Here is a 24,982-nt window from a genome sequence, read left to right on the forward strand (position 1 = left end):
TCAATTGACCGGCGATTTTGTTTATATCATTTGCCCGTTGGCAGGCATGTCCTGCCGTCGTCCGGTGCCTCAGGCATAGATGATCAACAGCGCCACTGCGATGATGAGACCGAACTTGGTGATCTTGTAGACGGTCTTGTTCCAGTTCTTGAAGCGGCGGCGATACTGACCTGCCAGCCAGACGAAACGGAACAGCTTGTTCACGCGCCCGGTCTGGTCGCCGGTTTCGTTGGGCGAGGCGGCAGCGGTCATCATGGTGCGACCGAGGAAGCCATTGATGGCTTCTGCCCAGCGATAGCGCAGCGGACGTTCGACATCGCAGAAGAGGATGATACGGTTCGTCTCGGTGCCGTTCTGCGCCCAGTGGATGAAGGTTTCGTCGAACACCACGCTCTGGCCGTCGCGCCAGCTGTAGCGCTGGCCGTCGACCTCGATGAAGCAGCGGTCGTCGTTGGGCGTGACCAGGCCGAGGTGATAGCGCAGCGAGCCGGCGAAGGGGTCGCGGTGCGGATTGAGCGTGCCGCCCGGGGCCAGTTCGGCAAACATTGCAGCCTTCACGCTGGGAATGCGCTTGAGGATCTCCACCGTCTTGGGGCAAAACTTTTCGGCCGACGGATGGCTGGCGTTGTACCACTTCAGGTAGAAGCGCTTCCAGCCGGCCTTGAAGAAGGAGTTGAAGCCGGCGTCGTCATTCTTTTCGGCGGCCTTGATCTTGGCCATCTCACGCAGGGCCACGGCCTCGTCGCGGATCACTTCCCAGTTCTGGTCGATGAGGGCCAGATCCTGGAACTCCTTCACCGCCGGATACGGCACCGCCGGCACGCGCGAAAAAGCGTACATGAAGAGGTTGATCGGCGACATGATCGACGAGTGGTCGAAGAACTGGCGCAGGAAGGGCAGGCGTACGCGTCCACGGAAGTGGATGAAGAGGATGGAAAAAATGTAGATGAAGACTATTGCCCACTTCATTGCAGTGTCCTTTGATGTTGCCTGCTTTTCCAAGTGAAGGAAAATGCAGTGACGGATGTTCGTCCAGATGGGGTCGATTCGGGAAGGATCAACGGCAAAGGCGGCAGAAAGGCGCTAGATGCGTGATGATGAGTTGAAATTCCCGAGGTTGCGCAAGCCCCGGCAAGGCCGTGGTGACGCAGAGTAAGCGGGGATTCTACACCAAGGGGATGTTCGTATTTGTAAGCACCCTATGTTGCTCTATATGAATGATCTTGCATGGCGGAGCTGCGCTGATGCAGATCAAGCGTCCAAGAAAAAAGGACCGGAAATTCCGGTCCTTTTGCTGGAAGCTGAAGCGTTGTGATCAGGCGGCCTGGGTCACCACCTGGCGTGCGCGGTTCCAGCGCGGCAGGCCGGTGAAGGCAAAATCGATCTCCGGCACGCGGCCGGCGACGATTTCGGCGATGGCGCGGCCGGAGCCGCAACCCATGGTCCAGCCCAGGGTGCCGTGACCGGTGTTCAGGTACAGGTTGGCGACCTTGGTCTTGCCCACGTAAGGCACGTTGGACGGGGTCAGCGGGCGCAGGCCGGTCCAGTAGGTCGGGTTCTCGTAGTCGCAGCCGTCGGGGAACAGTTCGCGGGTGCGGCGGGTGATGGCTTCGCAACGGGTGGTGTTGAGCTCGCGACCATAGCCGTTGAGTTCGCAAGTGCCCGCCACGCGCAGACGGTCGCCCAGGCGCGAGACCACCAGCTTGTAGCCGTCGTCGGTGAGCGAGACGCTGGGGGTGGCGTCCGGGTTGATGACCTTGTAGGTGGCCGAGTAGCCCTTGCCTGGATAGAGCAGCAGGTCGATGCCCAGCGGCTTGACCAGTTGCTGCGAGAAGCTGCCCATGGCGACCACGAAGGTATCGGCTGTGAGGACTTCATGGCGGCCATCCGGATTGATGATTTCCACGCCGGTCACGCGGGCGGCGGCGCCGGTGCCTTCGGTGATGAGGCGGGTGATGGTGGTGGAATAACGGAACTCGACGCCGGCTTCCTCGCTCTTCTTGGCCAGGCCCGTGGTGAGCTTGAAGACGTCGCCCGATTCATCGGTGGCGGTGAAGTCGCCGCCAACGATCTTGTTGCGGATCGAGGCCAGTGCCGGTTCGATGCGCACCACTTCGTCGGCGCCGATGGATTCGCGCGGGCAACCCAGATCACGCATCAGCTTGGCGGCCGGCAGGGAGTCCTGGAATTCCTTTTCTTCAGTGTAGAAGTGAAGGATACCGCGGGTCAGGTGATCGTACTGGATACCGGTCTCGGCGCGCACCGCCTGCAGGGTCTGGCGGCTGTATTCGCACAGGGCGACGATGTTGCGGATGTTCTCGTCGGTACGGGCGGCGGTGCATTCGCGCAGGAAGGCCACGGCCCACTTCCATTGCAGCCATTCGGGGCGGAAGCGATAGAGCAGGGGAGCATCTTCCTTGCCCAGCCACTTGAGCACCTTCATCGGGGCAGCCGGGTTGGCCCAGGGTTCGGCGTGCGACACCGAAATCTGGCAACCGTTGGCAAAGCTGGTTTCCTGCGCTGCGCCGGGCTGGCGTTCGATGACGGTGACGTCGTAGCCCTGCTTCTTCAGGAACCAGGCGGAAGCGGTTCCGATAATGCCTGCGCCCAATACGATCACTTTCATCTCACTCTCCCGGTTTTGCATGAACTTGCTGGTGTTTTTCGGATTTCACACCGTCATTGGACGATGTGAACGATGCAAGCATTGTAAGAAAAGCGCGATTGCCGATGTAATCAATACTGGGCAGATTTTTTGTTAATTAAAAGCCGAAAGCCGACGGTTTATTCAAAAAGAAAAGAAAAATCGGCCAGGATTTTAATTTTTCGAAGACGAGAAGCGCGCCATCTCTTCGGCCACGGCGCGCTCCACCGTTTCTGCCAGGGCGTCGCGCAGGCCTTCCCTGACGCGCTGCATCACGATATCGGAAAGATGGTCCAGCGCCAGCGCCATCTGGTCCTGCAGATGCTGGTGCAGCACGGTATCGACGCGCTCCAGCAGGCTTTGCAGGACGTTTTCGCGGATTTCCTGTTCCCATTGGCGGTACTGCTCGGCGGCCGGCGTGACCTGGGGCGGCGGGGCCATGGCCGACATCACGGGCGTTGCAGCCGCGGGCGCCTGATAGTGGGTGGCCGCAGGTTGGGTGTGAAAGGCGCCCGGTTGCATCGGCGCGGCGTAATCCAGCGCGGCCGGGGCAGCCGGAGCCAGCGGGATGATCTCGGTCAGGAGGGGGATGCTGTTGTCGTCGTGGTTCATGTCTGGAGCGTGGGTCTCAGGCCGCCACGTGGTGCGACAGCGGATAGCCGCGTTCCTTGTAGAAACGGTAGCGATCGCGGCCGGCGGCCTTGTCGGCGTCGTCGGCGGAAATGATTTCCAGCAGGCGTTCGAAGCGGGCGAACTGGGGCGGCGTGTCGGTGCCGAGGTTGATCAGTATCTGGTGATGCGGCAATTCGGCGGCGTCGTCGCCGGTGAGGATGATGGGCGTCTGTGCTGCCAGCGGATCGCCGGCCATGACATGCGGCAGGAAATCCTGCTCGGAAAAGCTCCAGAGCGCCTGGTCCAGTTGCTGCAGTTCGGCGCGATCGGGGCTGCGCAGCACCAGCATGGCACCGGACGCACGCGCCTTGCGCACCAGTCGGCAGACGTAGGCGATCTTTTGCGGGACGTTGCTGTGAAAATCGATTCGGGTCATCCCGCCAGTATAGTGGCTCGCGCTGCAGCATGCCATCCGCGGCGGCGGCCAGGCCAAAGAAAAACGGCCCGCCACCGGGGCGGGCCGTGCTGGCCATCTTGCGAAGTCGCTCGTCAGCGACTCAGGCCGCCATGCCGCTATGCCGCAGCAAGGCGTCGATGCTGGGCTCGCGGCCACGGAAGGCCTTGAAGGACTCGATGGCCGGGCGCGAGCCGCCCACGGCCAGGATTTCCTGCTGGAAGCGGCGTCCGGTTTCCAGCGAGATCACGTTGCCGCCGGTCACTGCAGCTTCTTCAAAGGCGCTGTAGGCATCGGCGGACAGCACCTCGGCCCACTTGTAGCTGTAGTAACCAGCCGCGTAGCCGCCCGCGAAGATGTGCGAGAACGAATGCTGGAAGCGGTTGAACTCGGGCGGGCGGATCACGGCAACGCGGTCGCGCACGCTGTCGAGCAGTTGCTGCACGGTCTGGCTGCCACCGACTTCATATTCATGGTGGATCAGCATGTCGAACAGGGAGAATTCCACCTGGCGCAGCATCTGCAGGCCGGACTGGAAGTTCTTGGCGGCGATCATCTTGTCGTACAGCGCACGCGGCAGCGGTGCGCCGGTCTCGGCGTGGGATGTCAACTGCTGCAGCACGTCCCATTCCCAGCAGAAGTTTTCCATGAACTGCGAGGGCAGTTCCACCGCGTCCCATTCCACGCCGGAGATGCCGGAGACGCCCACTTCATCGACTTGCGTGAGCATGTGATGCAGGCCATGGCCGAATTCGTGGAACAGCGTGATCACTTCGTCATGGGTGAACAGGGCCGGCTTGGCCACGCCATCGACGACCGCCGGTTCGGTGAAGTTGCAGACCAGATAGGCGATCGGGGTCTGCACGCCTTGCGCGGTGAGGCGGCGGGCGCGGGCGTCATCCATCCAGGCGCCGCCACGCTTGCCGGAGCGGGCATACAGGTCGAGGTAGAACTGGCCGACCAGTTGGCCGTCGCGTTCGATGCGGAAGAACTTCACGTCCTTGTGCCAGACCGGGGCCGTATCGGGCTTGATCTGCACACCGAACAGTTGCTGCGCCACCTGGAACAGGCCGCCCACCACCTTGGGCTCGGGGAAGTACTGCTTCACTTCCTGTTCCGAGAAAGCGTAGCGCTGTTCGCGCAGCTTTTCCGCGGCATAGGTGCTGTCCCAGGCCTTCAGCTCCTCCAGGCCCAGCTTTTCGCGGGCGAAGGTCTTCAGTTCTTCGTAATCCTTCTGGCCGAAGGGGCGGGCGCGCTGGCCCAGATCTTCCAGGAAGGCGATCACTTCCGAGGGCGACTTGGCCATCTTGGCCACCAGCGAGACCTCGGCGAAGTTGGCATAACCCAGCAATTGCGCTTCTTCCTTGCGCAGCTGCAGGATCTGGTCGATGTTGCCGCTGTTGTCCCATTCCGGCTTGGCGCCCAGCTCGGAGGCCTTGGTGGCGTTGGCGCGGTAGATCTTCTCGCGCAGGGCGCGGTTGTCGGCGTATTGCAGCACCGGGAAGTAGGAGGGGAAGTGCAGCGTGAACTTGAAGCCGGGCTTGCCATCCTTCTCGGCGGCGGCGCGGGCGGCCTGCTTGACGTCGGCCGGCAGGCCGGAGAGTTCGGCTTCGTCCTCGACGAAGAGGCCGAAGTCATTGGTGGCATCCAGCACGTTTTCCGAGAAGCGGGTGGTCAGCATGGCCTGCTTTTCCTGGATCTCGGCGAAGCGTTCCTTCTTCTCTTCCGGCAGCTCGGCGCCGGACAGGCGGAAATCGCGCACCGCGTTGTCCACCACCTTGCGGCGTGCGGCCGACAGAGAGGCGAAGGCCGGGCTGGTCTGCAGCGCCTTGTACTTCTCGAACAGCGCCAGGTTCTGGCCCAGCGCGGTCCAGAATTCCACCAGGCGCGGCTGGTTCTCGTTGTAGGTGGCACGCAGGGCCGGGGTATCCATGACCGAATTCAGGTGGCCCACCACGCTCCAGGCGCGGCCCAGTTTTTCGGTGGCGGACTCCAGCGGTTCGACGAAGTTGTCCCAGGTCACCTCGGCCATCGGCGCTTCCAGTTCGGTGACCAGACGGCTGGCATCGGCCAGCAGCTTGTCCAGCGCCGGGGTAACGTGCTCGGCGGCGATGGCGTCGAACTGGGCATAGCCCGAGAAGTCCAGCAGGGGATTGGCGGCGATGTCGGTGGTGGTCATGGGCTCTCGTTTCTCTGAAGCCTCCCGCTGGCGTGGCGCCCGCGGAAGGTGATGCGGTTTTAGGTACGTTCTGCGGCTTCGATGGTGTTGACCAGCAACATGGTGATGGTCATCGGACCCACGCCACCCGGCACCGGGGTGATCCAGCCGGCGACTTCCCTGGCATTGGCGAAATCGACGTCGCCACACAGCTTGCCGTTGTCATCGCGGTTCATGCCGACGTCGATGACGACGGCACCCGGCTTGACCATGTCGGCAGTGACGATGTTGCGCTTGCCGGTGGCGACCACCAGGATGTCGGCCTGGCGGGTGTGGTGGCCGAGGTCACGGGTCTTGGAATTACAGATAGTGACGGTGGCGCCGGCTTGCAAGAGCAACATCGCCTGCGGCTTGCCCACGATGTTGGAGGCACCCACCACCACGGCATTGGCGCCGCGCACGGGGTAATCGATGGATTCCAGCATTTTCATGACGCCATAAGGGGTGCAGGGGCGGAACAGCGGCTGGCCCGTCATCAGGAGGCCGGCATTGCTGACGTGGAAACCATCGACGTCCTTTTCCGGGGCGATGGCTTCGATCACCTTGTGCGAGTCGATATGGGCCGGCAGCGGCAGTTGCACCAGGATGCCGTTGATCTTGGGATCCTGGTTGAGGGCGTCGATGCGGGCCAGGAGTTCGGCTTCCGTCATCGTGGCTTCATATTTTTCCAGCACGGAGTGAAGGCCATTGTCCTGGCAGGCCTTGACCTTGTTGCGTACGTAGACCTGGGAAGCCGGGCTGTCGCCCACCAGGATCACGGCCAGGCCGGCTTGCTTGCCTTGGGCGGTGAGGGCGGCGGCGCGCTTGGCGACATCGGCGCGCAGTTGTTGGGAGAGCAGGTTTCCGTCGATCAGTTGGGCAGACATGGCAGTGAAGGTAATAAAGAGGGCAGGGCGAGGAGGAAAGCTCCCGGGCGGGCCGGGGCGACTGGGGCGCAAAGCGCCGGAACCCGTGATTATAAAGCCAGCCCGGGGCCGGGGGCGACCGGCATGCCAGCGGCCCTATATTGCCGTTTGTTGCCTGTCAGTGTCTTTTTTTGCCATAAAGCATGACAGTTTTGAGTGACATCGGCATTTGGGGTAGCGCACGACGGGAATTTCCAATTTCGGTTATGCTCCCGCAACCAAACGCACCCGCTCCCCAGTTTTCCGCCTAGTTACAAGGATTTGCGCATGACCGATCTCCTCACCCGCCGCCTGCAACAGCTTTCCCAGCCGCAACATCTTGCGTTGCTGAGTCAGGGGCTGCGCGGCGTGGAACGGGAGACGCTGCGCGTGGATGAGCAGGGGCAACTGGCCCGCACGCCGCATCCGCCGGCGCTGGGTTCGGCCCTCACCAATGATCTGATCACCACCGATTACTCGGAGTCGCTGCTGGAGTTCATCACCCCGGCCATGCCCGACATCGCCGATGCGCTGCAGCGCCTGGATGAAATCCACCGCTTCGTCTATACCAAGCTGGAGGGCGAACTGCTGTGGAATGCCTCCATGCCTTGCGTGCTGCCACCGGAAGATGAGATTCCCCTCGGCTGGTACGGCAGTTCCCACATCGGCATGTTGAAGCATGTGTACCGGCGCGGCCTGGCGCTGCGCTATGGCCGCACCATGCAGTGCATCGCCGGCATTCATTACAACTTCTCGCTCAGTGAAGACCTGTGGGAAGTGCTGCGTGACGAGGATGACACCGTTGACTCTTCGCTGTCGCGCCGGGATTACCAGTCCGAGCGCTACATCGCCCTGATCCGCAACTTCCGCCGCTACAGCTGGCTGCTGATGTATCTGTTCGGTGCCTCGCCGGCGGTGGCCACCAATTTCCTGCGCGGCCGCCCGCACCAACTGGAGACGCTGTCCAAGGACACGCTCTTCCTGCCCTATGGCACCAGCCTGCGCATGAGCGACCTGGGTTACCAGAACCATGCCCAGGCCAATATCACGCCGCACTACAACAACCTGCCGGCCTACATCCGTAGCCTCTCGCATGCGGTCAGCGAACCGTATCCGCCCTATGAAGCCATCGGTACCAAGCGCGACGGCGAGTGGGTGCAGATCAATACCAACATCCTGCAGATCGAAAACGAGTTCTACTCTTCGATCCGTCCCAAGCGCGTCATCAACAGCGGCGAACGCCCGGTGCAGGCCTTGTCGGCGCGTGGCGTGCAGTATGTGGAAGTGCGCTGCATGGACATCGATCCCTTCAACCCGCTGGGCATCGGCCTGGAGGCAGCGCGCTTCCTGGACGTGTTCCTGCACTTCCTGGCGCTGGAATCGAGCTGCCTGACCTCGGACGAGGAGGGCGTGGAAAACCGCGCCAACTTCCTGGCCACCGTCAAGGAAGGTCGTCGTCCCGGCCTGCACCTGCAGTGCAAGGGCGAATCCATCCTGCTCAAGGACTGGGGCGAGCGATTGCTGGACCGCATGGCGCCAGTGGCCGAACTGCTGGACCGCCAACTGGGCGGCAGCCAGCATCGCGACAGCCTGGCTGTACAGCGCGGCAAGCTGGCCGATCCCGATGCCACCCCGTCGGCCCAGGTGCTGCGTGAAATCCGCGCCGCCGGCAACTCCTTCCCCGGCTTCACCCTGGCCAACAGCCGCCGCCAGGCCGAGCAGCTGCGCGCCCGGCCGCTGTCGGCCGCCAAGACGGCTGACTTCGTGGCCATCGCCCAGGCCTCGCTGGATGCGCAGCGCGACATCGAGCGCACCCAGATCGGCGACTTCGATACCTTCGTCGCCGCCTATCGTGCCAGTACGCTGGGCAATATTGCGATCTGATCGCGTCACCAGGGAGCGCCATCTGTTAGCCGCATCCGTTGGCGCCATCTGCAGCCGGGTCTGAACATCCCTTCATTTATATAGAGCAAGTTCTGTCGCCAGCGTCAGCGGCTGCAGAAAGATCGCCTGTGCCTGTGGACGGCATCGCGGGCCTTGCATTGTCTTCCAGGCATGAAATTTCCTTCACGACAACACCACCAGGCCTGACTTACAGGCGGTCCAGGGGCGTTTGCGGCATTGCAAACAGGGCAAGAAAACCGCGCTCACAGAGCGATACAGTAAAAATACGCGGTCCGCAAAGCGCCTGTTCATGCCGCTTTGCAGCATATTTTCGTATTATGAAATCGATTATCGTAATTTGAAAATCGAAAATTCCCTGATAAAATTCGTCGTCCACACGGCTGGAAGACCGTACATTTAAGCCTGTTCCGCCTCCAAAGCCTGGCCCCACGGGCCGGGAAGGGTTGTAGCACAGGCAACGGAATGGTCTTCCTGCTTCACTTGCCGGCGGCAGCGTACCGAATGAACCGACCGACCCGCCAGGTCTATCCGACCGGACGGATCTCTCAACAACCAGGAGACATGACATGTCAGCCCAAATCGATCAAGTTCTGGCGCAGGCCGCCAACGATCCCGATGTGATGGAAACCCAGGAGTGGCTCGACGCCCTCGAAGCAGTGATCGAAAAGGAAGGCCCGGATCGCGCCCACTACCTGATGGAACGCATGGTCGATCTGGCCCGCCGTCGTGGTGCCCATATTCCCTTCTCCAGCAATACCGCCTACGTCAACACCATTCCGACCGACCAGGGCGAGCACTGCCCGGGCAACCTGGAATACGAAGAGCGCCTGCGCTCGTGGATGCGCTGGAACGCCATGGCCATGGTGGTCAAGGCCAACCGCGTGGATGGCGACCTGGGGGGGCACCTGTCTTCCTTCGCCTCGCTGGCCAACATGCTGGGCATCGGTTTCAATCACTTCTGGCACGCCCCGACTGAAGATCACGGCGGCGACCTGCTCTACATCCAGGGTCACTCCTCGCCCGGCATCTATGCCCGCGCCTTCCTGGAAGGTCGTCTCTCCGAAGACCAACTGATCCACTTCCGCCGCGAAGCCGATGGTCACGGTCTGTCGTCCTACCCGCACCCCAAGCTGATGCCGGAATTCTGGCAGTTCCCGACCGTCTCGATGGGCCTGGGCCCCTTGATGGCGATCTACCAGGCGCGCTTCCTGAAGTACCTGCACGCCCGTGGCATCGCCAAGACCGACAACCGCAAGGTCTGGGCCTTCTGCGGCGACGGTGAAATGGACGAACCGGAATCGATGGGTGCCATCGGCATGGCCGGTCGTGAAAAACTGAACAACCTGGTCATCGTGGTCAACTGCAACCTGCAGCGCCTGGACGGCCCGGTGCGCGGCAACGGCAAGATCATCCAGGAACTGGAGTCCGACTTCCGTGGCGCCGGCTGGAACGTGGTCAAGGTCATCTGGGGCAGCGGCTGGGACGAGCTGCTGGCCCGTGACAAGGACGGCATCCTGCAGAAGGTGATGATGGAAACCGTCGACGGCGAGTACCAGAACTACAAGGCCAAGGACGGCGCCTTCGTGCGCAAGCACTTCTTCGGCAAGCATCCCAAGCTGCTGGAAATGGTCTCCAAGATGTCGGACGACGATATCTGGCGCCTCACCCGTGGCGGTCACGACCCGCACAAGATCTACGCCGCCTTCAAGGTCGCGCAGGACTCCAAGGACCAGCCCACCGTGATCCTGGCCAAGTCCATCAAGGGCTATGGCTTCGGCAAGGCCGGCGAAGCGCGCAACACCGCGCACAACACCAAGAAACTGGACGACGAAGCCATCCGCGCCATGCGCGACCGCTTCCAGCTGCCGATCTCGGACGCCGAGCTGCCCAGCATCCCGTTCTTCAAGCCGGCCGACGACACCCCGGAAATGCAGTACCTGCACGAGCGCCGCAAGGCCCTGGGCGGCTACCTGCCGCAACGTCGCCCGCACGCTGACGAAAAGCTGCCGGTGCCGGAACTGTCGGCCTTCCAGACCATGCTGGAGCCGACCGCCGAAGGTCGTGAGATCTCCACCACCGCCGCCTATTCGCGCGTGCTGACCGCGCTGCTGCGCGACCCCAACCTGGGTCAGCGCGTGGTGCCCATCATGGTCGACGAGTCCCGTACTTTCGGTATGGAAGGCCTGTTCCGCCAGATCGGCATCTTCAGCCAGGTCGGCCAGCTGTACGAACCGGTCGACAAGGACCAGGTGATGTACTACCGCGAAGACAAGGCCGGCCAGATCCTGCAGGAAGGCATCAACGAAGCCGGTGGCATGAGCTCGTGGATCGCTGCGGCGACCTCGTACTCGACCAACAACCGTGTGATGATCCCGTTCTACACCTACTACTCCATGTTCGGCCTGCAGCGTATCGGCGACCTGGCATGGGCAGCCGGTGACATGCGCGCCCGTGGCTTCCTGATCGGCGGCACCGCCGGTCGTACCACCTTGAACGGTGAAGGTCTGCAGCACGAAGACGGCCACAGCCATGTGTTCGCCTCGGCCATCCCGAACTGCATCCCCTACGACCCGACCTTCGCCCACGAAGTCGCCGTGATCATCCATGACGGCCTGCGCCGCATGGTGGCCAACCAGGAAGACGTGTTCTACTACATCACCGTGATGAACGAGAACTACGCCCACCCGGGGATCAAGGCAGGCCAGGAAGAGGGCATCTTGAAGGGCCTGTACCTGTTGAACGAAGGCGGCAAGGAAAACAAGCTGCGCGTGCAACTGCTGGGTTCGGGCACCATCCTGCGCGAAGTCATCGCCGCCGCCGAACTGCTGCGCGACGACTGGAAGGTCGACGCCGATGTCTGGTCGGCACCGTCCTTCACCCTGCTGGCCCGCGAAGGCCAGGACGTGGAACGCTGGAACATGCTGCACCCGGCCGACACCGCCAAGAAGAGCTACTTCGAGCAATCGCTGGAAGGTACCGAGGGCCCGATCGTGGTCTCCACCGACTACATGCGCACCTACGCCGAGCAGGTCCGCGCCTTCGTGCCGAAGGGCCGCGCCTACAAGGTGCTGGGCACCGACGGCTACGGCCGCTCGGACACCCGCGCCAAGCTGCGCGAGTTCTTCGAGGTGAACCGTCACTTCGTCACCGTGGCCGCCCTGAAGTCGCTGGCCGATGAAGGCAAGATCAAGCCGGAAGTGGTGGCCCAGGCCATCGCCAAGTACGGCATCGATCCCAACAAGCCCAACCCGGTGACCGTGTAAGGACCGCCCGACCGACCATCCCCGCCTCAGCCTGCTGATCGCGGGGATGTGTCGTGTTTGGCACTGCCACAAAAACGGGAAGGGTCGCAGCCGGATCGCTTAAGATGCAATGGCTTTGCGGCAGCACCTTCCCTACTGCGAATATCCCTCCCGGCCCTGGGCCTGGGAACAGAACAACGGAGCGCATCAGATGAGTCAAGTCGAAGTAAAAGTCCCGGACATCGGCGATTTCAAGGAAGTCGAAGTCATTGAGGTGATGGTCAAGGTCGGCGATACGATCAAGGTCGACCAGTCGCTGATCACCGTCGAATCCGACAAGGCCAGCATGGAAATCCCCTCCACCCAGGCGGGCGTGGTCAAGGAAATCAAGGTCAAGGTCGGCGACAAGGTCGCCGAAGGTTCGTTGCTGCTGATCGTCGAAGGCGAGGGCGCTGCGGCAGCACCGCAAGCCGCCGCCCCGCAAGCGGCTGCCGCTGCACCGGCTGCCGCCCAGACCTCTGCCCCGGCACCTGCTCCGGCAGCTGCACCGGCCCCTGCCGCCGGTGGCACCGTCGAGATCGAAGTCCCGGACATCGGCGACTTCAAGGAAGTGGAAGTCATCGAAGTCATGGTCAAGGTCGGCGACACCGTCAAGGCCGAGCAGTCCCTGCTGACCGTGGAATCCGACAAGGCCAGCATGGAGATTCCCTCCAGCCACGCCGGCGTGATCAAGGAACTGAAGGTCAAACTGGGTGACAAGGTCGCCAAGGGCAGCATCATCGCCACCATCGAAGCCGTCGGTGGCGCACCTGCTGCCGCTGCTGCCGCTGCTGCACCTGCCGCGCCTGCAGCGCCCGCAGCGTCGGCCCCGGCAGCTGCCGCACCTGCTGCTGCCGCCGCACCGGTCATCGCCACCGCCTCGGCCACCAGCACCGGCGGCAAGGCCCATGCTTCGCCGTCCGTGCGCAAGTTCGCCCGCGAACTGGGCGTGGACCTGGCGCGCGTGCCGGCCACCGGCCCCAAGGGTCGCATCCTGCAACTGGACGTGCAGAACTTCGTCAAGGGCGTCATCGCCGGTTCCACCTCGGTGGGCGCCTCGGCTCCTGCCACCAATGGCAGCGGTGCTGGCATGAACCTGCTGCCGTGGCCGTCGCTGGACTTCAGCAAGTTTGGCGAGACCGAACTGCTGGCCCTGTCGCGCATCAAGAAGATCAGCGGCCCCAACCTGCATCGCAACTGGGTGATGATCCCGCACGTGACGCAGTTCGACGAAGCCGACGTCACCGAGCTGGAAGAATTCCGCAAGACCTCCAACGACGCCTTCGCCAAGGCCAAGTCGCCGGTCAAGCTGACCATGCTGGCCTTCGTGATCAAGGCCAGCGTCTCGGCGCTGAAGAAATTCCCGGCCTTCAATTCCTCGCTGGACGCCAAGGGCGAGAACCTGATCCTCAAGAAGTTCTACAACATCGGTTTCGCCGCCGATACCCCGAACGGTCTGGTGGTCCCGGTCATCAAGAACGCCGACCAGAAGAGCATCGGCCAGATCGCCATCGAAATGGGTGAACTGTCCGCGCAAGCCCGTGAAGGCAAGCTCAAGCCAGCCGACATGCAGGGTGCGACCTTCACCATTTCCTCGCTGGGTGGCATTGGCGGCACCGCCTTCACGCCCATCATCAATGCGCCGGAAGTGGCGATCCTGGGTCTGTCCAAGTCGAGCATCAAGCCGGTATGGGATGGCAAGCAGTTCGCCCCGCGCCTGATGCTGCCGACTTCGCTGTCCTATGACCACCGCGTCATCGACGGCGCCATGGGCGCGCGCTTCTCGGCCTACCTGGCCGAGGTGCTGGGTGACCTGCGCAAGTCGCTGCTGTAAGCCGCCACTAGCGAACCACAGAACATTACGGAGCCAGGACAATGAGTCTCTCTGAAGTCAAGGTCCCCGATATCGGGGATTTCAAGGAAGTCGAAGTCATCGAGGTGATGGTCAAGGTCGGCGATACCATCAAGGTCGATCAGTCCCTGATCACCGTCGAATCCGACAAGGCCAGCATGGAAATCCCGTCCTCCTCGGCCGGCGTGGTCAAGGAAATCAAGGTCAAGGTCGGTGACAAGGTCGCCGAAGGCTCGCTGCTGCTGCTGGTGGAAGCCAGCGGTGAAGCTGCCGCAGCGCCGTCCCCGGCGGCCGCGCCTGCACCGGCCGCTGCTGCGCCTGCTGCAGCGCCAGCCGCTTCTGCTGCACCCGCTGCACCCGCAGCCGCCCCGGCCGCTGCCAGCTTCGGCGGCAGCGCCGACGTGCAGTGCGACGTCATGGTGATCGGCGGTGGCCCAGGTGGCTACTCGGCCGCCTTCCGCGCCGCCGATCTCGGCCTGAACACCGTCATCGTCGAGCGTGAAGCCACGCTGGGCGGGGTCTGCCTGAACGTCGGTTGCATCCCCTCCAAGGCGCTGCTGCATGTGGCCGCCGTGATCGACGAGACCGCCGCCATGGCCTCGCACGGTGTCACCTTCGGCAAGCCCGAGATCGACATCGACAAGCTGCGCGGCTACAAGGACAAGGTCATCGGCACCATGACCGGCGGCCTGGCCGGCATGGCCAAGGCGCGCAAGGTGGCGGTGGTCAATGGTGATGGCCAGTTCGCCGGCCCCAACCACATCGAAGTCACTGCGGCTGACGGCAGCAAGAAGGTAGTGCAGTTCAAGCACGCCATCATCGCCGCCGGTTCCTCGGTGGTGAACCTGCCCTTCGTACCGCAGGACCCGCGCATCGTCGACTCCACCGGCGCGCTGGAACTGCGCCAGGTGCCCAAGCGCATGCTGGTCATCGGTGGCGGCATCATCGGCCTGGAAATGGCCACCGTCTATTCCACCCTGGGCGCGCGCATCGACGTGGTCGAGATGATGGACGGCCTGATGCAGGGCGCTGACCGCGACATGGTCAAGGTCTGGCAGAAGTTCAACGAAAAGCGCTTCGACAACGTCATGATCAAGACCAAGACGGTGGCCGTGGAAGCCCTGGCCGAAGGCATCAAGGTGACGTTCGAAGCCGCCGAAGCCGGCGCCACCGCCCCCGAGCCACAATTGTACGACCTGGTGCTGGTGGCCGTGGGCCGCAGCCCCAACGGCAAGAAGGTCTCGGCCGACAAGGCGGGCGTGATCGTGGGTGATCGCGGCTTCATCCCGGTGGACAAGCAGATGCGCACCAACGTCCCGCACATCTACGCCATCGGCGATCTGGTGGGCCAGCCCATGCTGGCGCACAAGGCCGTGCATGAAGGCCACGTGGCCGCTGAAGCGATTGCCGGCGAGAAGAGCTTCTTCGACGCCAGCGTCATCCCGTCGGTGGCCTACACCGATCCGGAAGTGGCATGGGTCGGCGTGACCGAAGACGAAGCCAAGGCAAAGGGCATCAAGATCGAGAAGGGCCACTTCCCGTGGGCCGCCTCCGGTCGCGCCGTGGCCAATGGCCGTTCGGAAGGTTTCACCAAGCTGCTCTTCGATGCCGAAACGCATCGCGTGATCGGCGGCGGCATCGTCGGCACCCATGCCGGCGACATGATCGGCGAAGTGGCCCTGGCCATCGAGATGGGCGCGGACGCCGTGGATATCGGCAAGACCATCCACCCGCACCCGACCCTGGGCGAGTCCCTGGGCATGGCGGCGGAAGTGGCCGAAGGCCATTGCACGGACTTGCCGCCGCAGCGCAAGAAGTAAGCGCAGCCAGCAGCAAAGCAGCAACAAGAAAATCGGCGGACCATCTGGTCCGCCGTTTTTTTCTATCTGCCCTCCATGCCGCTCAAGCTGAATGGAACCAGCTAAAGCAACTTCCCCGGATTCATGATCAGGTTGGGATCGAAGGCCTGCTTGATACGCAGCATCAGCTCCATCTCCAGCGGCGACTTATAGTGTTGCAGCTCGTCGCGCCGCAACTGTCCCACGCCATGCTCGGCGCTGATGCTGCCCTGCAGGTCGGTGACCAGGTCGTGCACCAGGCGGTTCAGCAGTAGCGTGGCCTGCTTGACGTCTTCATAGGTGGAGGACAGCGGGATCATCACGTTGAAGTGCAGGTTGCCATCGCCCAGGTGGCCGAAGTTGATGATCTGCGCGGCGAGGCCGCAATCGGCGATGCGCGCCTCGGCCTGCGCCACGAAGCCGGCGATGGCCGAGATCGGCAGGGCGATATCGTGCTTGATGACCTTGCCGGCGCGTACCTGCGCCTGCGAGATGCCTTCGCGGATTTTCCACAAGGCTGCGGCTTGCGTGCCGCTGGTGCAGAACATCGCATCGCTGATCGTTTCATCCTCCAGGGCCTGGCCCAGTACCTCTTCCAGCATCGCCTGCAGGCCCAGGTCTTCGGTATCGGCCAATTCGATCAGGGCGTTGTAGGGCGTCGCCTGGGCCAGCGGGGCGCGGGTGTCCGTGACGTACTGCAGCACCAGTGCCAGTGAAGCAGCAGACATCATTTCAAAGGCTACCAGGCGGTCGCCGCAACGGGCACGGGTGCGTGCCAGCAGATCGGCGAGCTGCGCCGGCGAGTCGGCACCCACCCAGGCGGTGGCACGGGCGTGCGGCTGCGAGAAGAGCTTCAGCACCGCGCCGGTGATCACGCCCAGCGTGCCTTCCGAGCCGATGAAGAGATCCCGCAGGTCGTAGCCGGTATTGTCCTTGCGCAGGCCGCGCAGGCCGTTCCAGATACGTCCGTCGGGCAAGACCACTTCCAGCCCCAGGGCCAGTTCGCGCATGTTGCCAAAGCGCAGCACGGCGATCCCGCCGGCATTGGTGGCGAGATTGCCGCCGACCGTGCAGCTGCCCTCGGCGCCCAGGCTCAGCGGGAAATAGCGTCCCGCGCTGCGTGCCGCCTCCTGCGCATGCGCCAGGATCACGCCGGCATCCACGGTCATGGTGTTGTTGATGGGGTCGACCTCGCGCACACGGTTCATGCGGGTGGTGGACAGGATCACCTGGGCGCCGCTGTCGTCAGGCGTGGCACCACCGCTCATGCCGGTGTTGCCACCCTGGGTCACGATGGGGGTGTGGGTGAGATGGCACAGCCGCACCACCTCGGCGGTCTGCGCCGTGTCGGCCGGGCGCACTACCACCGCCACGCGGCCCTGCCACTTGCCGAGCCAGTCCTTGAGATAGGGCGCCTGGGCCTCGGCCTCGGTGACCAGTCCGGCATCGCCGACGATGGCGTGCAACTGGCGGATCAGTTCCTGGGTGTTCTCGCTCATGTCAGACCTCATGCTCCATGCCAGTTCATCTTGATGCGGCCGATGGCCATTGCCGCAGCGGCCTGGCTGGGCTCGACCACGGGCAGGCCCAGCGCCTGCTGCAGGGGATCGCGATAGGCCGCCATGCCGGCGCAGCCCATGACGAGGACATCGGCACCATGTTCGTCGCGCAGGCGGCGACCGACCTCGATCATGCGCGCCAGGGTGCGTTCGTATTGCGCCAGTTCGGTCACGTTCAGGCCGATGGCCAGCTCGCCGGCCAGCCGTGCCTGCACCCCCATGGCGCCATAGGCGCGCAGGTGGCGCGGGATCGAGCCCGGCAGGATGGCGATCACGCCAAAGCGCTGGCCCAGCGTGAGGGCGGTCAATACACCGCTTTCCATGATGCCCAGCACCGGCACGTCCACCGCCTCGCGCACCGCATGCAGGCCGGGATCGGAGTAGCAGGCAATCACGAAGCCTGCGGCCCGGGGACGCAAGGAGCGCGCCAGCGCCACCAGTTGCGGCGCCACGCTGTCCACGTCCTGCTGGGTCTGGATGCCGGGTGGCCCCGACTGCAGCGACAGGCATGCGATGGCCGGGCCGCCCGCCATGCGCAGCGGCGCCATGGCGGCGTCGATGCCGCGCGTGACAGCGGCCGTACTATTGGGATTGATGATGAACAGTGCAGGGCCGTCGGCCGGGACAATGGACATGATGGTTTCTCGCGGGTTCTCGCAAAACAGGAGTCAGCACAGGCAAGGACTGTACCCCAGGCCGACGGGCATGCTCCTTGCTCATTTGTCGGTTCCCCTTAACATGCTGTTATGCGCGACGAGGATCCATGGCACTGAACCTGCGTCAGATCGAGGTATTCCGGGCGGTCATGACGACCGGTTCCATCAGCGGCGCCTCGCAATTGCTGTTCGTCTCCCAGCCTGCGGTGAGCCGCCTGCTGTCCCACACCGAGCAACGGGTGGGCTTCGCCCTGTTCGAACGCATCAAGGGCCGGCTCTATGCCACGCCGGAGGCCAAGAAACTGTTCCATGAGGTGGAGCACGTCTACCAGGCCGTGCAGCGCGTCAACGAGCTGGCCACCGACCTCTCGGAAAACCGCAGCGGCATCCTCAACATCGTCTCCAGTCCCAGCATCGGCCAGATGCTGATCCCGCAGGCCATCGCCCTGTTCCGCAACCGACATCCGGATGTCAAGCTGACCTTTCATTGCCTCAATTACGGCTATCTGAAGGATCGCCTGCTGGCGCGCCAGGCCGACCTGGGCATCATCATCCTGCCCATGGAACATCCCAGCCTGCAGGTCACGCCCCTGTGCAGCAACCGACTGGTGTGCGTGCTGCCCTACAACCATGAACTGACCCGGCGCGGCACCCTGAGCCTGGCCGATCTGCGGCCCTTCCCGCTGATCTCCTACAACCGCGATTCCCCCTTCGGCGGCATCGTCGGCCGCTTCTACCAGTCCGAGGAAGAGCCCTTGCGACCGATCATGGAAGTGGGCTCGCCGCAGAACGCCTGTTCGCTGGTGCAGATGGGGGCCGGGGTGGCGCTGGTGGATGAATTCTCGGTACGCAGCTGGGCCGGTACCAGCCAGATGGTGGTGCGTCCGGTGGCGCGCGCGCCCATCCTGCGGGCCAACCTGGTGCATGTGCGCACCGAGCCGCTGTCGCAGCTGACCCAGGCCTTCGTCGCCGAGCTGCAGCAGCTGGTGCGGGCCCAGGGCTACGGCCTGCCGCATGAAGAGGTGGTCAATGCTATCGATGGCGAGCATTAACACCACGTTAAGGCGTGCGCACAAAAAGGCATGCGACAAGCACGGATGACTCCACGACAATCGTTTCCATCCTGTCCGGCCTGGCCCAGCGCCCGGTCGCCGCTGCCACCATCTCTTCATGGAATGTCGCGCATGTCTTCTTCGTCCACCTCTGCTTCTTCGCTGGCCACCGCACGCGGTGTCTACACCATCTGCCCCACACCCTTCCACGCCGATGGCGGTCTGGACCTGGGCAGCATTGCCACCCTGGTCGAGTTCCAGATCCAGGCCGGCGTCTCGGGCCTGGCCATCCTCGGTTTCCTGGGCGAGGCGCACAAGCTCTCCAATGCCGAACGGCGCGCCGTGACCGCCACCTTCGTCAAGTGCGCCGCCGGTCGCGTGCCAGTCTGGGTCGGGGTGCGCGCACTGGGCCTGGCCGGTGCCATCGAGCAAGCCACCGAAGCCGCCGAGGCCGGCGCTGCCGCCGTCTTCGCCGCACCGCTGGACATGGCCTCGGACGCCGTGCAGTTCGATTACTACAAGTCGCTGGCGGCGGCCCTGAACATCCCGGTGGTGATCCACGATTTCCCCGACTCCTTCGGCACCGAGATCAAGGCCGAAGTGATCGCCCGCCTGGGCCGCGAAGGCGGAGTCAACTTCATCAAGATGGAAGAGCCGCCGGTAGGCCAGAAGATCAGCCGCATCCGCGACCTGGCCGGCGAATCCATGCGCATCTTCGGTGGCCTGGGCGGGGTGTACTTCCTGGAAGAGCTGCAGCGCGGTGCGGTCGGCACCATGACCGGCTTTGCCTTCCCTGAAATCCTGGTGCGCATCTATGACCAGTTCGCCGCTGGCGACCTGGCCGGCGCGGCGGCCACCTTCGACAAGTATTGCCCGCTCATCCGCTATGAATTCCAGCCCAAGATCGGCCTGTCGCTGCGCAAGTATGTCTACCGCAAGCGCGGCGTCATCGCCAGCGACGCCATCCGCTCGCCGGGCATGCGCATCGATCCCGAGACCGAGCGCGAACTGGAAGCCGTGATCGCCCGCGTGGGCCTGGACCTCAACCAGCGCGGCGCGCTGGTCATCCAGTAAGGAGCCGCGCATGGACCTGGGAATCGCCGGACGTCGCGCACTGGTCTGCGCCTCCAGCAAGGGGCTGGGCCTGGCTTGTGCCATCTCGCTGGCGCGCGAAGGCGTGGCCGTGACCATGACCGCACGCGGTGCCGAGGCGCTGGAGGCAGCCGCGCAGCAGGTGCGTGAGGCTGCCGGTGCCGCCGGTGCCACCGTCATCGCCGTGGCCGGCGACATCACCACGCCCGAAGGCCGCGCCCTGGCGCTGGCGGCCTGTCCCGATCCGGACATCCTCATCACCAACGCCGGTGGTCCCAAGCCCGGCGACTTCCGCGAGTGGTCACGGGAAGACTGGATCGCCGCCGTGGACGCCAACATGCTCACCCCCATCGAGCTCATCAAGGCCACCGTGGACGGCATGATGAAGCGCGGCTTCGGTCGCATCGTCAACATCACCTCCGGTGCAGTGAAGGCGCCCATCGACATCCTCGGCCTGTCCAACGGCGCACGCTCCGGGCTGACCGGTTTCGTCGCCGGCCTGGCGCGCAAGACCGTGGCCCACAACGTGACCATCAACAACCTGCTGCCGGGCCCGTTCGAGACCGATCGCCTGCTGGCCACGGCCGCCGCCGCTGCTCGTGGGACCGACAAGAGCGTGGAGCAGGTCCTGGCGGCCCGCCGCGCCGCCAATCCGGCCGGACGTTTCGGCCAGCCCGGCGAATTCGGCGATGCCTGTGCCTGGCTGTGCAGCGCCCAGGCCGGCTTCGTCACCGGGCAGAACCTGCTGATGGATGGCGGCGCCTATCCCGGCACTTTCTGAACGCAGACTCCGATAAGGAAGGCAATGAGCATGGACTTCGACCTCACCATCCGCAACGGCCGCATCTCCACCGACCGTGACACCTTCGTGGCCGACATCGGCGTCAAGGATGGCGTGATCGTGCGCATCGCACCGGGCCTGTCGCCCGGGCGCGAAGACATCGACGCGGCCGGTCGCTGGGTGCTGCCCGGTGGCATCGACAGTCACTGCCACATCGAACAGCTTTCCGGCATGGGCATGATGTGTGCCGACGATTTCTATTCCGGCACCGTGTCGGCGGCCTTCGGCGGCACCACCACCATCATTCCCTTCGCCGCCCAGCATCGCGGCAAGCGCATTCCCGACGTCATTGCCGACTACGCGCAACGCGCCCGTGAAAAGGCGGTGATCGACTACGGCTTCCACCTGATCCTGGCCGATCCCGACGAGCAGGCACTGCAACACGACCTGCCGCAGGCCATCCGCGACGGCATCACCTCGCTGAAGGTCTACATGACCTACAACGCCTTGAAGCTGGACGACTACCAATTGCTGGACGTGATGGCGCTGGCCGGCAGGGAAGGGGCGCTGGTGATGATCCACGCCGAGAACCACGACATGATCCGCTGGCTCGCCTCGCGCCTGCTGGACCAGGGCCATACCGCACCCAAGTTCCACGCAGTGGCGCACGACCCGCTGGCCGAAGCCGAAGCCAGCAACCGCGCCATTGCACTGTCGCGCCTGATCGGCGTGCCGGTACTGATCGTGCACGTGGCCGGCGCCGAAACCGTGCAGACCATCCGCAACGCCAAGCTGCTGGGCGCGCAGATCTATGCCGAGAGCTGCCCGCAATACCTGTTCCTCACCGCCGAGGATATCGACCTGCCCGGTGTGGAAGGCGCCAAGTATTGCTGCAGCCCGCCGCCGCGCGACGCCAATGCCCAGGAGGCGGTCTGGGCCGGCCTCAAGGATGGCACGCTGGGCATGTATTCCTCCGACCATGCGCCTTACCGCTTCGACGAAAGCGGCAAGCTGCCGCGTGGCGAAGACACCACCTTCAAGGAAATGGCCAATGGTGTGCCCGGTATCGAACTGCGCCTGCCACTGCTGTTTTCCGAAGGCGTGCTGGGCGGGCGCATCGACATCCACGAATTCGTGCGCCTGACCGCCACCAATCACGCCCACATGTATGGCCTGTCGCACTGCAAGGGCAACATCGCCGAGGGCCTGGATGCCGACCTGGTGATCTGGAACCCCGAACGCGAGACCACCATCACCGCCGACCTGTTGCACGACAACGTTGGCTACACCCCCTATGAAGGCCGGCAGATCAAGGGCTGGCCGGAGGTGGTCACCAGCCGAGGCCGGGTGGTGGTCAGCGAGGGCGAACTGAAAGTGCAGCGCGGATCGGGCCGCTATATCGCGCGCCAGTGTCCGGAACCGGCCAGCATCACGCAACGGCCGACGCGCAGCCATCTGCCGGGCTTGCTCGGCCTCAAGGGAAAAGCATGGGAGCAGCAATGAACGCAAGCAAGGACAAACGCTTCGGCCTGGCCGTGGCGCAGATGGGGCCGGTGCAACTGGCCGAGGATCGTGCCACCGTGGTGCGCCGCCTGCTGGAGATGATGCGTGAAGCCGCCTCGCGCGGCGCGAAGATGGTGGTCTTCCCCGAACTGGCACTGACCACCTTCTTCCCGCGTTACTGGATGGAAGACCAGGCCGAGGTCGATGCCCGTTTCTTCGAAGCCGAGATGCCGGGGCCGCAGACCCGCCCGCTGTTCGAACTGGCGGCGCAACTGGGCATCGGCTTCTATCTCGGCTATGCCGAACTGACCGCCGACGGCCATCACTACAACACCGCCATCCTGGTCGATGACAAGGCGCAGATCGTGGCGCGGTATCGCAAGATCCACCTGCCCGGCCATAGCGATCACAAGCCCGAGGCGCCGTTCCAGCACCTGGAAAAGAAGTACTTCGAGGTCGGCAACGATGGCTTCGGCGTCACCGACATGCTGGGCACCCGCATCGGCCAATGCCTGTGCAACGACCGCCGCTGGCCCGAGACCTATCGCGTCATGAGCCTGCAGAGCGCACGCATCGTCACGCTGGGCTACAACACGCCGTCCTGGAACATCCACTGGAACGAGCCGCCGCACCTGCGCATGTTCCACCACCTGCTGTCGCTGCAGGCCAATGCCTACCAGAACGGCCTGTGGGTGGCGGCCGCCGCCAAGTGCGGGTTTGAAGACGGTTTCCACATGATCGGCGGCTCGGCCATCGTCGCGCCTTCCGGCGAGATCGTGGCGCAGGCCCAGGGCGAGGAAGACGAAGTGATCTTCGCCAACTGCGACCTGGGCCTGGGCGAGACCTTCCTGCAGCACGTCTTCAATTTCGCCAAGCACCGTCGTCCCGAACACTACCGTCTCATCGTCGAACGTACCGGTGCCGGCGAGCCGCTGGCGCCCTCCGAACTGTCCACCTGAATCCTGTCCACCTTCCACCCAATCGAGGAGTGTTGCGATGTTGCCCTTCCTGGCCCTGCCGTCCAAGTTATCCCTGAAGTGTTCCCTGCTGGTCGCCCTGTCGGCCAGCGCGCTGCTGTCGGCCGGGGCATTCGCCCAGGGCGCGCCGCTGCGCACCGGCGTGGATGCCACCTTCGCCCCGCATGCCATGGTCAAGCTGGGCGGCGGCCTGCAAGGCTTCAACATCGACCTGGGTGAAGAACTGGCGCGCCGCCTGGGCCGCAAGATCGAGATCGAAGGCACCGAATTCTCCGGTCTGGTGCCGGGCCTGAACGCCAAGAAATACGACTTCGTGCTGGCACCGGTCACCGCCACCCCCGAGCGCGCCAAGGCCATGCTCTTCACCGAGGGCTATCTCGATACCGACTACACCTTCGTCATCAAGAAGGGCGCGCCCGCCATCACCGGCCTGGAAGACCTCAAGGGCAAGACCATCTCGGTCAACAAGGGCTCGGCCTATGAACTGTGGGCGCGTGACAATGCGCCCAAGTACGGCTTCAAATACGACGTCTACGGCAACAACGCCGATGCCGTGCAGGCGGTGCAATCGGGCCGTGCCGACGCCAACCTGGCTGGCAGCACGGTAGCGGCCTGGGCCGCCAAGCAGAACCCGGCCGTGCAGACCACCTATACCGTCAAGACCGGTCTGGTCTGGGCCCTGGCCTTCCGCCTGGACGACAAGGCCGGCCGCGACGCCGCCGGCATGGCCCTCAAGTGCATGAAGCAGGACGGCACGATGGGCAAGATCGCCCAGAAGTGGTTCGGCTATACGCCCGCACCAGACGCCACCGTGGTCAAGGTCGGCGTGGGGCAGGGCGTGCCGGGCCTGGATGGCTACGACCCGACACCGGTCACGCTCAAGTGCCACTGATCCCGGCCTTTTTCACCGGATGACCCACCCATGAACCTTGCCGCCCCCATCCTCGAAATCGTCGGCCTGCACAAGTCCTATGAAGGCAATACGGTCTTGCGCGGCATCGACCTGCGCGTGCGCACCGGCCAGCTGATCTGCGTGATCGGCCCGTCCGGCTCGGGCAAGAGCACCATGCTGCGCTGCTGTAACCGGCTGGAAGAACCCAGCGCCGGGCAGATCGTGGTGGACGGGGTGGACATCATGCATGCCCGCACCGACCTCAACGCCGTGCGCCAGCAGATCGGCATGGTGTTCCAGCAGTTCAACCTGTACCCGCACCTGAGCGTGCTGGGCAATGTGATGCTGGCCCTGAAGAAGGTGCAGAAGCACTCGCATGCCGAGGCCGAAGCCCGTGCACGGCGGGCGCTGGAGCAGGTGGGCATGCTGGAAAAGGCGGCCGCCTATCCCGGCCAGTTGTCCGGCGGCCAGCAGCAGCGCGTGGGCATTGCCCGCGGCATCGCCCTGCAGCCCAAGGTGATGCTGTTCGACGAACCCACCAGCGCGCTCGACCCCGAGCTGGTGGGCAGCGTGCTACAGGTCATGCGCCAGTTGCGCGAGGCCGGCATGACCATGCTGGTGGTCACCCACGAGATGGCCTTCGCCCGCGCGGCGGCCGACCGCGTGGTGTTCATGGATGGTGGCGTGATCGTCGAGGAAGGTCCGCCCGAACAGATCTTCGGCGATCCGCAACAGGCCCGCACCAAGGCCTTCGTGGCCCGCTACGCCGCACAGCACTGAGC

General features: G+C 64.1%; 19 protein-coding genes. 11 read left to right on the plus strand and 8 right to left on the minus strand.

Translation table 11 applies throughout. The features are described from left to right. Positions 1 to 69: 69 nt before the first annotated feature. The 6 genes from lpxO to folD all read right to left on the minus strand — a co-directional run bounded on the left by lpxO (position 70) and on the right by folD (position 6,794). Positions 70 to 969: a lipid A hydroxylase LpxO gene (lpxO, locus tag I5R65_RS09975; protein ID WP_180670712.1), complete on the minus strand. Its 900-nt coding sequence runs from the start codon at positions 967 to 969 to the stop codon at positions 70 to 72. A gap of 346 nt (positions 970 to 1,315) precedes the next feature. Next, entirely contained in the window at positions 1,316 to 2,626 is a 1,311-nt protein-coding gene (locus tag I5R65_RS09980; protein ID WP_180670713.1) for a D-amino acid dehydrogenase, read from the minus strand. A gap of 192 nt (positions 2,627 to 2,818) precedes the next feature. Further along, on the minus strand, positions 2,819 to 3,256 hold the full coding sequence (locus I5R65_RS09985) for a hypothetical protein (RefSeq protein ID WP_180670714.1): 438 nt from the start codon (positions 3,254 to 3,256) through the stop codon (positions 2,819 to 2,821). A 16-nt stretch (positions 3,257 to 3,272) separates the two neighbouring features. Continuing rightward, positions 3,273 to 3,692 (minus strand): DNA polymerase III subunit chi, encoded by a 420-nt coding sequence (locus I5R65_RS09990; RefSeq protein ID WP_180670715.1) that lies wholly within the window; start codon positions 3,690 to 3,692, stop codon positions 3,273 to 3,275. A gap of 121 nt (positions 3,693 to 3,813) precedes the next feature. Beyond that, positions 3,814 to 5,889, minus strand: a complete 2,076-nt coding sequence (locus I5R65_RS09995; protein WP_180670716.1) for a M3 family metallopeptidase — start codon at positions 5,887 to 5,889, stop codon at positions 3,814 to 3,816. A gap of 59 nt (positions 5,890 to 5,948) precedes the next feature. After that, positions 5,949 to 6,794, minus strand: a complete 846-nt coding sequence (folD, locus tag I5R65_RS10000) for a bifunctional methylenetetrahydrofolate dehydrogenase/methenyltetrahydrofolate cyclohydrolase FolD (protein WP_180670717.1) — start codon at positions 6,792 to 6,794, stop codon at positions 5,949 to 5,951. Positions 6,795 to 7,100: 306 nt separating this feature from the next. Between folD and gshA the strand changes: the two genes are divergently transcribed. The 4 genes from gshA to lpdA all read left to right on the plus strand — a co-directional run bounded on the left by gshA (position 7,101) and on the right by lpdA (position 15,670). After that, complete coding sequence (gene gshA, locus I5R65_RS10005) at positions 7,101 to 8,696, plus strand: glutamate--cysteine ligase (protein ID WP_180670718.1); 1,596 nt, start codon at positions 7,101 to 7,103, stop codon at positions 8,694 to 8,696. A gap of 587 nt (positions 8,697 to 9,283) precedes the next feature. Beyond that, complete coding sequence (gene aceE, locus I5R65_RS10010) at positions 9,284 to 11,980, plus strand: pyruvate dehydrogenase (acetyl-transferring), homodimeric type (protein ID WP_180670719.1); 2,697 nt, start codon at positions 9,284 to 9,286, stop codon at positions 11,978 to 11,980. Between the two features lie 190 nt (positions 11,981 to 12,170). Further along, on the plus strand, positions 12,171 to 13,832 hold the full coding sequence (gene aceF, locus I5R65_RS10015) for a dihydrolipoyllysine-residue acetyltransferase (protein ID WP_180670720.1): 1,662 nt from the start codon (positions 12,171 to 12,173) through the stop codon (positions 13,830 to 13,832). A gap of 41 nt (positions 13,833 to 13,873) precedes the next feature. Continuing rightward, positions 13,874 to 15,670, plus strand: coding sequence for a dihydrolipoyl dehydrogenase (gene lpdA / locus I5R65_RS10020; RefSeq protein WP_180670721.1), 1,797 nt, complete (start codon positions 13,874 to 13,876; stop codon positions 15,668 to 15,670). A 101-nt stretch (positions 15,671 to 15,771) separates the two neighbouring features. On the opposite strand, the gene I5R65_RS10025 is transcribed toward lpdA, so the two are convergent. Both I5R65_RS10025 and I5R65_RS10030 read right to left on the minus strand, forming a co-directional pair. Beyond that, positions 15,772 to 17,187: an FAD-binding oxidoreductase gene (locus tag I5R65_RS10025; protein WP_180670722.1), complete on the minus strand. Its 1,416-nt coding sequence runs from the start codon at positions 17,185 to 17,187 to the stop codon at positions 15,772 to 15,774. 8 nt (positions 17,188 to 17,195) lie between these two features. After that, positions 17,196 to 17,882 carry an aspartate/glutamate racemase family protein gene (locus I5R65_RS10030; protein WP_180670723.1) on the minus strand — a complete coding sequence of 229 codons (687 nt, stop codon included), beginning with the start codon at positions 17,880 to 17,882 and terminating at the stop codon, positions 17,196 to 17,198. 128 nt (positions 17,883 to 18,010) lie between these two features. Between I5R65_RS10030 and I5R65_RS10035 the strand changes: the two genes are divergently transcribed. From I5R65_RS10035 to I5R65_RS10065, 7 genes are all read left to right on the plus strand, one after another. Continuing rightward, on the plus strand, positions 18,011 to 18,955 hold the full coding sequence (locus tag I5R65_RS10035) for a LysR substrate-binding domain-containing protein (protein ID WP_180670724.1): 945 nt from the start codon (positions 18,011 to 18,013) through the stop codon (positions 18,953 to 18,955). 132 nt (positions 18,956 to 19,087) lie between these two features. Continuing rightward, positions 19,088 to 20,029, plus strand: coding sequence for a dihydrodipicolinate synthase family protein (locus I5R65_RS10040; protein WP_180670725.1), 942 nt, complete (start codon positions 19,088 to 19,090; stop codon positions 20,027 to 20,029). Between the two features lie 10 nt (positions 20,030 to 20,039). Further along, the gene (locus I5R65_RS10045) at positions 20,040 to 20,828 is read left to right on the plus strand and encodes an SDR family oxidoreductase (RefSeq protein WP_180670726.1); all 789 of its coding nucleotides are present in this window, start codon (positions 20,040 to 20,042) and stop codon (positions 20,826 to 20,828) included. 30 nt (positions 20,829 to 20,858) lie between these two features. After that, the gene (hydA, locus tag I5R65_RS10050) at positions 20,859 to 22,331 is read left to right on the plus strand and encodes a dihydropyrimidinase (RefSeq protein ID WP_180670727.1); all 1,473 of its coding nucleotides are present in this window, start codon (positions 20,859 to 20,861) and stop codon (positions 22,329 to 22,331) included. Next, positions 22,328 to 23,290, plus strand: coding sequence for an N-carbamoyl-D-amino-acid hydrolase (locus I5R65_RS10055; RefSeq protein WP_231395134.1), 963 nt, complete (start codon positions 22,328 to 22,330; stop codon positions 23,288 to 23,290). Before hydA ends, I5R65_RS10055 begins: the two co-directional genes overlap by 4 nt. Before the next feature lie 37 nt (positions 23,291 to 23,327). Next, on the plus strand, positions 23,328 to 24,200 hold the full coding sequence (locus I5R65_RS10060; RefSeq protein WP_180670729.1) for a transporter substrate-binding domain-containing protein: 873 nt from the start codon (positions 23,328 to 23,330) through the stop codon (positions 24,198 to 24,200). A gap of 30 nt (positions 24,201 to 24,230) precedes the next feature. Next, a complete protein-coding gene (locus I5R65_RS10065; protein WP_102661338.1) occupies positions 24,231 to 24,980 on the plus strand; it encodes an amino acid ABC transporter ATP-binding protein in 750 nt (249 codons plus the stop codon). Positions 24,981 to 24,982: the final 2 nt, after the last annotated feature.

Origin of the sequence: Herbaspirillum sp. AP02 (assembly GCF_015767275.1) — a bacterium.
In the GTDB taxonomy this organism is placed as follows: domain Bacteria; phylum Pseudomonadota; class Gammaproteobacteria; order Burkholderiales; family Burkholderiaceae_D; genus Herbaspirillum.